9 protein-coding genes are annotated in these 9,957 nt (G+C 48.0%); 2 read left to right on the top strand and 7 right to left on the bottom strand.

Annotated elements, in window-relative coordinates:
* The first annotated feature begins 161 nt into the window (after window positions 1-161).
* Window positions 162-296 carry a hypothetical protein gene (locus WBA89_RS02750; protein WP_424403861.1) on the top strand — a complete coding sequence of 45 codons (135 nt, stop codon included), beginning with the start codon at window positions 162-164 and terminating at the stop codon, window positions 294-296.
* Between the two features lie 14 nt (window positions 297-310).
* Here the strand turns inward: WBA89_RS02750 and cruG are convergent, their stop codons facing one another.
* From cruG to WBA89_RS02780, 6 genes are all read right to left on the bottom strand, one after another.
* Window positions 311-1,522 (bottom strand): 2'-O-glycosyltransferase CruG, encoded by a 1,212-nt coding sequence (gene cruG, locus WBA89_RS02755; RefSeq protein ID WP_424403863.1) that lies wholly within the window; start codon window positions 1,520-1,522, stop codon window positions 311-313.
* Window positions 1,523-1,987: 465 nt separating this feature from the next.
* Entirely contained in the window at window positions 1,988-2,929 is a 942-nt protein-coding gene (gene cruF / locus WBA89_RS02760) for a gamma-carotene 1'-hydroxylase CruF (RefSeq protein WP_424403865.1), read from the bottom strand.
* A gap of 80 nt (window positions 2,930-3,009) precedes the next feature.
* Window positions 3,010-3,381, bottom strand: a complete 372-nt coding sequence (locus WBA89_RS02765) for a hypothetical protein (protein WP_424403867.1) — start codon at window positions 3,379-3,381, stop codon at window positions 3,010-3,012.
* 12 nt (window positions 3,382-3,393) lie between these two features.
* Window positions 3,394-6,006, bottom strand: a complete 2,613-nt coding sequence (locus tag WBA89_RS02770) for a CHAT domain-containing protein (protein WP_424403869.1) — start codon at window positions 6,004-6,006, stop codon at window positions 3,394-3,396.
* 319 nt (window positions 6,007-6,325) lie between these two features.
* Window positions 6,326-7,327 carry a UDP-glucose 4-epimerase GalE gene (galE, locus tag WBA89_RS02775; RefSeq protein WP_424403871.1) on the bottom strand — a complete coding sequence of 334 codons (1,002 nt, stop codon included), beginning with the start codon at window positions 7,325-7,327 and terminating at the stop codon, window positions 6,326-6,328.
* A 293-nt stretch (window positions 7,328-7,620) separates the two neighbouring features.
* Window positions 7,621-7,824 carry a hypothetical protein gene (locus tag WBA89_RS02780; RefSeq protein ID WP_265235350.1) on the bottom strand — a complete coding sequence of 68 codons (204 nt, stop codon included), beginning with the start codon at window positions 7,822-7,824 and terminating at the stop codon, window positions 7,621-7,623.
* A 224-nt stretch (window positions 7,825-8,048) separates the two neighbouring features.
* Here WBA89_RS02780 and gloB point away from each other — a divergent pair, with 224 nt between their 5' ends.
* A complete protein-coding gene (gene gloB / locus WBA89_RS02785; RefSeq protein ID WP_424403873.1) occupies window positions 8,049-8,822 on the top strand; it encodes a hydroxyacylglutathione hydrolase in 774 nt (257 codons plus the stop codon).
* A gap of 2 nt (window positions 8,823-8,824) precedes the next feature.
* Here the strand turns inward: gloB and WBA89_RS02790 are convergent, their stop codons facing one another.
* Window positions 8,825-9,664: a glycosyltransferase family 8 protein gene (locus WBA89_RS02790; RefSeq protein WP_424403875.1), complete on the bottom strand. Its 840-nt coding sequence runs from the start codon at window positions 9,662-9,664 to the stop codon at window positions 8,825-8,827.
* Between the last annotated feature and the right edge of the window lie 293 nt (window positions 9,665-9,957).

The raw sequence follows: 9,957 nt of genomic DNA on the forward strand, positions 1-9,957 counted from the left end.
CCTTGACATGAGAAGAGTTAGGTGTGATGATTGGAGTGAGTGCCAATTCGATTACAGCGGCTAACTTCATGCTGGTTTAGGGAATTAAGAAAAGTGCGAGATCCCTTCAGTACAAAAAAGACCAAAAGGGTTCTCGCACAAGCATCTGTAGGGACACGGCAGTGCCGTGTCCCTACGAAATATTGAATGTATTTCACATACCTGGAATCTGCTGTAAATTATCTTTCATTCGCAGAACGCCGCCGGACACGGCAGTGCCGTTTCCCTACGGGCGATCGCCCTTAATTAATGTCTAGCAAAAAATTAACGACTATTCATACTTGCGGCCGCGCCACTGAGTAGGTTGATTAAAAGCAGAAATCAGAATTCGCAAAAACGCTAGCGGATCGGCCAAAGGTGACAGCCAAAACAGCCATTTACCAGAAGCCTGAGTTGTATCGTAGCTTGGGGCGATCGCCAAACACAAAGCCGATCGCACCGCCACCAAAAACACATTCAATCCCCACAGCCAAAACTGCGGAAACGCCCCCACAGCAGGCACAGAACCAGACAACAAATACCACAGGACGATCGGCACCGGCAAACCTTGAACCGCCAGCAACAGCCACAAATCGCCCCAAATTTGACCGCCAGAAGCAGCATCTTTCAAATCGAGCGATCGCCCCCACTCGTTCCAAGTCTCGATCGCCCCCTCATACATCCGCACCTGCAACACCTTCGCCCCATCCAAAAAACCCACCTTAAAGCCCTTAGCAGCCGCATAGCGAGCCAGAGTCACATCATCGCAAAAAGAACCTTTTGCCACCTCATAGCCCCCTAACGCCACCAAAACCTCGCGCTTGCAGAGGAAACACTGACCGTTCGCCATCACCCGTTCCGGCACGTCCCCGCCGGTTCCCGTCGGGCCGAACCGATAAACCAAAGTCATTAACAGCGCAGGTTGCAGCCACAACTCCCCCGGATACTTGAGGATAAACTGCGGCGATAGCGAAATCAAATCGTAATTTCCAGCCGCAGCCGTTTTGAGCAAACTCGCAATCAAACCCGGATGCGGCACAGTATCCGCATCTATCCCCAAAATCCACTCGCACTTCTCGGAACTTGCCAAAAACCCCGTGTGTAAAGCCCAAGGCCGCCCCACCCAGCCCGCCGGCAGCGGATCGTCGTTAATCAAGCGAAACCGGGGGTCTTTTTGGGCGGCAGCTTTGACTAAATCTCCGGTGCCGTCTACCGAATAGCTGTCAACAACAATAACTTCGCGGAGTTCGTAACTTTGGCGGCTCAATCCTTCCAAACAAGGCGAAATTCTCTCTGCTTCGTTCAAAGTCGGCACCACCGCAGTACAAGCCCCTAACAAGTCCAGCGTCGGCGAATCCGGTTCCAGGGGCGGGATGCGCGACGGGCCTTTAATTAACCGCGACATTAAAATAGCCGCAGCGGGTAATTGCAGCAGCAAAAGTGCGACAGGGATGATAGTTGTCAGCAGTTGGGAGAACAGGTGAGGGGCGATCGGGAAAACCATACTATTGAATAATTGAAGAATTGGGGATGACTTACTGGATATGGGTCAATACGGTTCAGTTAAAACTATTTATTCCTCGGAGATCCCCCTCGCATCCCCCTTAAGAAGGGGAGTAGGGGTTGACTTTGAGCGCTTCCTGTCCCCCCCTTTTTAAGGGGAGTAGGGGTCGAGTAGGGGGCAAGCTAAGGGGGGATCGAGCTTAACCCAAGCGTATGGGGATATGAGTTGGGAGCTTATTTACAGTTGATTTTTTTGGTAACTGATATCAAGTTAAAAAATTTAATAAAATTTTGACCTCAAACATATTACAGGAATTGGGAAGGAAAAAATCGCCGCTGAAAAACCCGGTTTCTTGTAGAAACCGGGTTTTTAAACTAGCTCAAAATTTAGAGAATTAAATAACTTGCATTTTTTGTAGGTTGGGCCCGTGGAACGAACCTACGGAAGTTATTTAATCCACGATCCTTACTTGCGTAAAGCGCCAACCGGCTGAGGTGGAATTTCCGCTGTCACAGCAGATGTTTCCAAATACGGAATTGTTTCTGTTACTTCATCGGCTGCGAGTTTAGCGATCCAGCTTAAGACGATCGCCGGAACTACGCCCAGAAGCACAGCTAGCGATGTCGGGAACCAAAACCGAGAATCCAAGGAAGTTACAGTGATAATTGCTCCAAAAGCAAAGTTTACCAAATAAACAATTAAGGGCAAACCCAATTCCGAGCGCTCTAATTTTATCGACTTTTTGCTCCACAAGAAAGCTGCCAAGGACATAAACAGCACTCCAGTACCCATCCAGCCCGCTAAATTGCGGTAAGGCATCCCGAAGAAAGCTCCAAGTTCTTCAAACTCCCAAAAAGGTACTGAAGTTTGACTCATCGCCGGATCTAGTACAAAATCCCAAGCTGTCAGGAGCATAGCACCAAGGGCGATCGCCCCGATTTGGCGCACCCAGTTGAGTTGGCCTTTGCCGCCGCCAACTCCAGCCCGAGCAATTATATAAGAAACCAGTCCCAGATAAAACCACGAGAGGGGAATTGTAAACGGAACTAGCCCTGCAATTTTGTAGCCCAAACCGCTCAAGTAGTGGTAGTTTCCGAAGGGAAAACCTGTACTCGTCCCCAACAACTCGCTACTCAAGGACAAAAACACAGAAGGCACCAAAAATGCCAGAGTTGCACCCAGCCCCAACGTCCGATAGGCATAGATAGCAACCGCTGCTGCACCAAAGATGATATAAACTACTCCACCCCCAGCCATCCCCCATTGGAACAGAGTTTGTCCGGCGGGCGGTAAACTCATCACTAATTCAGGATTGGGTACAACCAGCAGCAGCCCTGCCAATCCAAAAGCCATTGACACGACGTGGGCTATCAAGCAAAAGCGCTCAGCCATCAAAAGTTGCTTCATGGGACTCCTCGAAAAAATATTAGATGCGGAAAGCACTCCCTAACAGTTTACAATTTTTAACAAAAAATCAAGCATTTAAGTTAGTTATCAGTTAATTGTTGACTGTTGGCTGTTGACTGTTGGCTGTTGACTGTTGGCTGTTGGCTGTTGACTGTTGGCTGTTGGCTGTTGACTGTTGGCTGTTGACTGTTGACTGTTGGCTGTTGACTGTTGGCTGTTGACTGTTGGCTGTTGACTGTTGACTGCAAGCCCCATGCCCAATGCCCAATGCCCAATGCCCAATGCCCTGTTTGGCCGATGCCCTGTTTGGCCGATGCCCGATGCCCTGTTTGGCCGATGCCCAATCCCCCATTCCCAATGCCCTGTTTGGCCGATGCCCAATCCCCCATTCCCAATCCCCCATTCCCAATCCCCCATGCCCAATCCCCCATTCCCAATCCCCCATTCCCCATTCCCATCTTAGATTATTGCCAATTCCCCACCAGCACGAAAGGTGCCCAAAAATAGGGATTTTGATACTCTCGGTTCTGCAGCAAGGTTAATTGAGCGTTGCGGAGGGCTTCAGCTTTGCTGGTTTTAGAGGCAGCAAGTTGCCGATAAAACTCAGTCATAAAGATAGCAGTGGATTCGTCGTTGACTTGCCACAGCGTGGCGACTGTGCTGCGGGCACCCGATCGAATTGCCGCCCCGGCCAAACCCAAAGCCGCGCGATTGTCGCCCGAAGCAGTTTCGCAAGCACTCAACACCAAAAGCTCGATCGGCTGTTGGTTATTCCCAGTGCGCGATCGCAGCAGCCGATCGAACTCCTTGACATTCACCCGCTCGTCCCAAGTCACAATAAAAGTATCCGCCGCATTCGAGCTAAACTGACCGTGAGTTGCCAAATGGACGATCGGGTAAGACAAAGACTTAATTTTATCGCGCAACCGCCCGCTGACAAAATCTTCATTCAGCAGGTCAGTAGCGGGCATCTGAGCTGAAATTTCTTGAATTTCTCGTTTCACCCCCGGCAAAGCCGAGAAGCCTTGACGCGCTTCTGAGAGGGCAGCCGCGAGCACTCTCAACTTAACTTGGCTCAGAGGTTTGGGTGTCAGCAACTGCAGTCCCGGTGCCAAAGCAATACTGTACTTTTCTAGCAAAAACTTTTCGCCGTCGTGGAGCACCGCCATCGGCAGATTTCGCAAGTAACCGTCGAGTACAAATACCAGAGTTTTAATTCCGCTAGCAGTCAAATCTGCCTCTGCGGGGCGGATCAACCAGTCGTAAACCTGTTGGACGGCGGGCAACCTGTCGCGGGGAAACGCAGCAGGCCGGATCGTATTTTTGGCTAGTCTGAAGGCTGTTTCTAACTCGGCTTGAGACTTATTGGTAGTGTAGCGGCGCAGGGGTTTGCCGGGAATTGATAAAATTACCTCCAAACGATCGCTCAAAATAATTGGATAAATCACCGCCGCAGCAGGATCGATTTGCTCGATCGACTGTGGTTTAGCATCAGCGCAAGCATCCCGAAAAAAGTTGTCCAATTCCGCCAACTGCAAAGATTCCACCGTTTGGCGCGCCAGTTTCAATTTAGCTTGACTCGGAGATTCCCCTTCCAAAAGCAGTCCGACTAATTCCCGATAAACCGGTTCGGCACTTTCCCGAAACGAAAATTGTACTTCGGGATTCACTGTCACCAAATCGCCCCGCAGAGAAGACAATACATTTACAGCTTGAGTATATTGGGCGATCGCCCCTTCTGTATTTCCCTGAGCTTTCCGAATCCGCCCTAACTGCCACAATAATTGATAGGAAATATCGGGAGATTCAAACACTGGCGCCAAACTCAAAGCCTGATTTGTCAAACTTTCCGCCTGCTGGTGCTGCTGCTGCAATTCCGAAAGTTTGCCCCTAGCTGCCAGAATGTAAGCTTGTATGCGTTTGTCGCCCAAAGTGTTTGCCGGTGATGCTGAGCGTTCGAGCATTTTGTCAACATCGCTTAAGCTCAAAGTTTTTGCAGGCGACTGAGCTAATTTCATCAAGCTTTGAGCGAGGTTAATTTGAGCGTAAAGTCCCGCACGATTTGAACCCAATTCAGCGGTTTGAGGTTCGATGGAACGCCACAAAACCTCTGCTTCCGACCAGTTTTTGCGATCGACCAACAGACTTAATTTGTTCAACTGCGCCTGAATTTGTAAAGGCGATGCGACTGCGATTGCCGCCGAGCGATCGTAATATTCTAGAGCCGAGGCTTCCAAGTCAGCCTGCTGTCGGGCGCTCAAACCCGGTTTATTGCTTTTCGCCCGCGCCGTATTTCCCAGATTGAGATAAATTGCCGCTTCATCTTGTTTGATACCTAATTTTTGGGCTGCTGTCAGTGCCTCTAATAGCAAATTTTGGGAGTTTTCCAATTGTCCCAAAACCCGCATTACCCGCCCTAAAGCATGAACTGCCCGGACTTTTTCGGCAGCAACAGGCTGATTTTTAAAAGTCGCCAAATCTGCAGTCGAAACTGTACAAGTTTGGTTTTCCAACATCAAGGAAGCTAACAGAATTTTGCAAGCCTTCGGGTAAAGTCCGAGAGTTTCCCAACCCCGACTTAGATTGATTTGAACTTGAAAAAGTTGGTTTTTGCGATCGATTTGCTCGAATATTTTAGCGCTTAACTGCAAGTTGTCGATCGCATCTTGAGTCTGTCCCCGTTCTAGTTGCAACTGTCCTTGAATGTTGAGAATCTCCGCCAAAATCCGCTGCTGTTCGGCAGTCTTGGGTTCGGTTTGCACCGCCGACAAACTCGAATTCACAGTTTGTTCTGCTTGTTCCCAAAGTGCTAACTGCCCGTAGGTTGCAGCTAAATTGCTCAAGGCGGCGGCGAGATCGAGATTTTGGTCTGTTTCCTCAAACTGTAGCGCCGCTTGCTGCAACAGCGGTACAGCTTGGGAAAAACGTTTCTCTGCGTACAGAGTGCGAGCTTGTCGGACAAGCTGCACCGCAGGCGGTGACTGAATCTGAGCAACTGCGGGAAGAATTGCAACGGATAGCAGACAGGATATCAGAAATAACAGAATTGCTTTTCGGAGCGATCGGGCAAACTTCATATATATAATTCAAGCTGGGTAATTCCACCAGCACGCTGATGGGAGTTTTCTGCCGGTAATACCATTTTTCTTTCATATGTGCTACTACCCCCCCCACTCCCCCCCGAAATAAGGGGGGGTTGGGGGGGTAATATCTAGCGCTACTTTATGAAATTGGTATAAGTCATATCATCAAATATGGTTTGGAGCATCCACTAGACATCTCGCACTAATTCGCTTTCAATTATTTAATTATCTGCGTCCATCTGTGTGTATCCGCTTAAAATCTGCGGTAAATCCATCAATCCAATATTTTCTCTAGCCGTCAGCACCCTAAATACTAAGTGGAATGTCGTTTTTGATGCCACTGCCAAGCGTGAATTAAAATATCCTTAATGTCGGGATATTCTGGACACCAACCCAAAATTTTGATAGCTTTTTCGCTGCTACCAACTAAGGCTGCTGGGTCTCCCGGACGGCGATCGCACTCAACCGCTTTAATCTCTTTTCCGGTCACTTCGCGAGCCGTTTCTATCACTTCTTTTACCGAAAACCCGCCCCCATTTCCCAAATTAAAGAAATCAGATTTGCCGTCATTTAACAAATATTCCAAACCTAAAATGTGAGCCGATGCCAAATCGTTAACGTGAATGTAATCGCGAATGCAAGTGCCGTCTGGAGTATCGTAATCTGTGCCAAAAATTGCGATCGAATCCCGCTTACCCAAAGCCGCAAACAACACCAACGGAATCAGGTGAGTTTCGGGATTGTGATCTTCTCCTAACAACCCGTTCGGATCTGCTCCAGCCGCGTTAAAATAGCGGAAACAAACTGATTTAAAATTGTACGCAACATCAAAATCGGACAAAATTCGTTCTACCATTAACTTAGTAGCGCCGTAGGGATTGATCGGATTTTGCGGGTGGTCTTCGGCGAGCGGGATTTTCTGCGGCACGCCGTAAGTCGCGCAAGTAGAAGAAAACACAAATTTTTTCACTCCCGCAGCGATCATTGCTTCTAAAAGTGTAATTGTGCCGATGACGTTGTTGCGGTAATATTTAGCTGGATCGGTAACAGATTCGCCCACGTAAGCATAGGCTGAAAAGTGCATGACTGCTGCAATTTCGTGAGTGGCGAACAGGTTGTCGAGCAAAGCGCGATCGTTCGTATCGCCAACTACTAATTTTACTTGCAAAACCCGCTCTACTAAATCTTGGTGGCCGTAAACTAAATTGTCCAAAATTATCACGTCGTAACCAGCTTTTTTTAGTGCTAATACTGCGTGAGAGCCAATATATCCAGCTCCACCTGTTACCAAAATTGTTGGTTTTTTTGTACTCATTTTATTTTGGGTTGTTTGGTAACTGCAACGGTAGATTGTATTGTGAATAGGGTTTAGTTAAGCCTGTTTATTCCCCGGAGATCCCCCTAAATCCCCCTTAAGAAGGGGGACTTTGAGAATTCTCTTGTTCCCCATTTCTAAGGGGGATTTGAGAATTCTCTTGTTCCCCATTTTTAAGGGGGGCTTTGAGAATTCTCTTGTTCCCCCCTTTTTAAGGGGGAGTAGGGGGCAAGCTAAGGGGGGATCTGCTTTAACTACTGCAACTGTCAACTGTCAACTGTCAACTGAAAAATTCAATCGATAAACTTGAGGCGACCAATTTGGATATAATCAAATATCCGATTGATTTGATATCGATCCTCCTCGGAAATTCTATCATCAGATAGGATAGTAGATGTTAAAACTAAATGTTCTCGGCGAGCAATCTTGCCAGACGCGACAATTCGATCGACCATTTGAGAAATTGTTAAATTGGATTTATTTGGAGATGTTCGCATTTATTCGATCGCCTTTATGTTAGAATAATTAAAGCTGCCCGCAGTTGTTGACTCGCAAATGGTGCCGGTTCGATCGTAAATCGATTTGTGGAACAGCAAAAATAACATATCAAACTTCTACTCCCAAAGATAGATGCGCGGAGTTAATAATTCTGGATTCAGCCTGCAGATAGCGATCGCCACAATTCAATTGTATAATAATTTTCCGATAGAGGCAGTTTTATATGCAGGTTTATCGAATTCCGGTACTGTCCGACAATTACATTTTCTTGCTGCACGACCCCGATCGCCAGACAGCAGCAGTAGTCGATCCAGCCCGAGCAGAACCGGTCTTGCAGCAACTGATCTCGCTCGGAGCCGAATTAACAGCAATTTTCAACACGCACCACCACAGCGACCACGTAGGCGGCAACCAGCAACTGATCGATCGCTTTCGGCAAATTAAAGTTTGCGGCGGCGCACGAGACAGAGGCAGAATTCCCGGACAGCAAGTGTTTTTGCAAGCGGGCGATCGAGTAGAATTTGCCGGCAGAACCGCCGAAGTCTTCTTCGTACCAGGCCACACAAAAGCTCACATAGCCTACTATTTCCCCGCGCGCAACCAAGGCGAAACCGGTGAATTGTTCTGTGGGGACACTTTATTCGCTGGAGGCTGCGGCAGACTGTTTGAAGGCAATCCCGCTCAAATGCTAGCTTCTCTAGAACAATTGCGAAACTTGCCGGACAGTACCAGAGTTTGGTGCGCCCACGAATACACGCTGCAAAATTTGCAATTTGCCCTGACTGTGGATGGAGACAATCCCGATTTGCAGCAGCGCTTGGGCGAAGTCAAGGAAGCGCGCAGCCGCAATGAACCCACGATACCATCATCGATCGGCATCGAGAAAAAGACCAACCCATTTTTGCGCTGGGATTTTCCCAACCTCCAACGGGCCGCCAACAGCCGCGATCCCGTCCAAACCTTCGCTCAATTGCGCGGCATGAAAGACAGATTTTGAGCTTAACGTTTTTGTTTGTTCAGGTAACTCTTAAACTTAATTGTCGGTTCCCTCAACCACGGCTCGATCCTGCTGTATTTTTGCTTCAATGCCGACAGCAAACCCGATTTATCTTTAATGTTTTTCTGTTCGTCCTTAAACGGTGTCAGAGACAACATATCCAGCCATAATTGATTCGGGGCGGAACTTTCCCACGGTTTCGGTTTAGACATAAAGTGCATCACTTTAGTTGACATATCGTCCGTCTTGTCGTTGTTCCAGATTCGATCTAATTGCTTCCACCTTCCGGCTAAAACTGAATTTAACGCACCCTGATCGTGGTCGCCCCAAAGGTTTGAATCAGCGTTTTCGAGCAACTTTTCCGAAAGTTTTTCTTGCTCCCAAAGCTTCATGTTGTAAACTAAAACACCAGTATTGAAATAAGGGTTTCGATCTTGAGAATTGTTGGGATTTCCCCAGACGTTAGCTGCGGCTGCTACGGGCATTGTTCCCAAATCTAGGTTCCACAGCGGCTCCAAGCTTCCCAGCACGATCGTGTCGCTGTCGAGCCAAATCAGCCTTTCTGTTGCCTTGGTATATTTTCCCGGCTCCAATTTAACGTAACTCAGTTTAGAACCGAACAGCGACAGAAGTTGGTCGTAATTAGATTGAAATTCTTGCCATTCTATCTGGTATTTGCAGCAATTCTGCAACCGTTGCTTTTGCTCTGCATCTATCCCGACAGATACCACGCTAATTTTTACCTCTATGTCGGCAGATTTGCTAATATTGATATCTAAAGACTTGAGCAGTGCTGCTAATCCCAAAATGTGGTTTCGATCGCTGGCTATGAATACGTGCATTAGATTAAGTTTTTTGTGAAACGAACAACAGAAAAGAGCGCAGGGTCAAACCCGATCGAAACGCTGGCACGGGAGGAACCAGAGGGCCTGATAAAATAAATTGTCCCGATTTGGAAATTCTAGCAGGACGATCGGCATCTCTGTGATACCAATTTTTTATGAGGCCCCGTAGAATCTGATCCCCCCTAACCAAGAGGGCGGGCACGGGGGCACCGCCCCTACTAAGGGGGGGACAAGATTCTTCTCAAAGTCAACCCCTACTCCCCTTCTTAAGGGGGATTTAGGGGGATCGA

It is taken from the genome of Microcoleus sp. (assembly GCF_049646505.1).
Lineage (GTDB): Bacteria > Cyanobacteriota > Cyanobacteriia > Cyanobacteriales > Microcoleaceae > Microcoleus.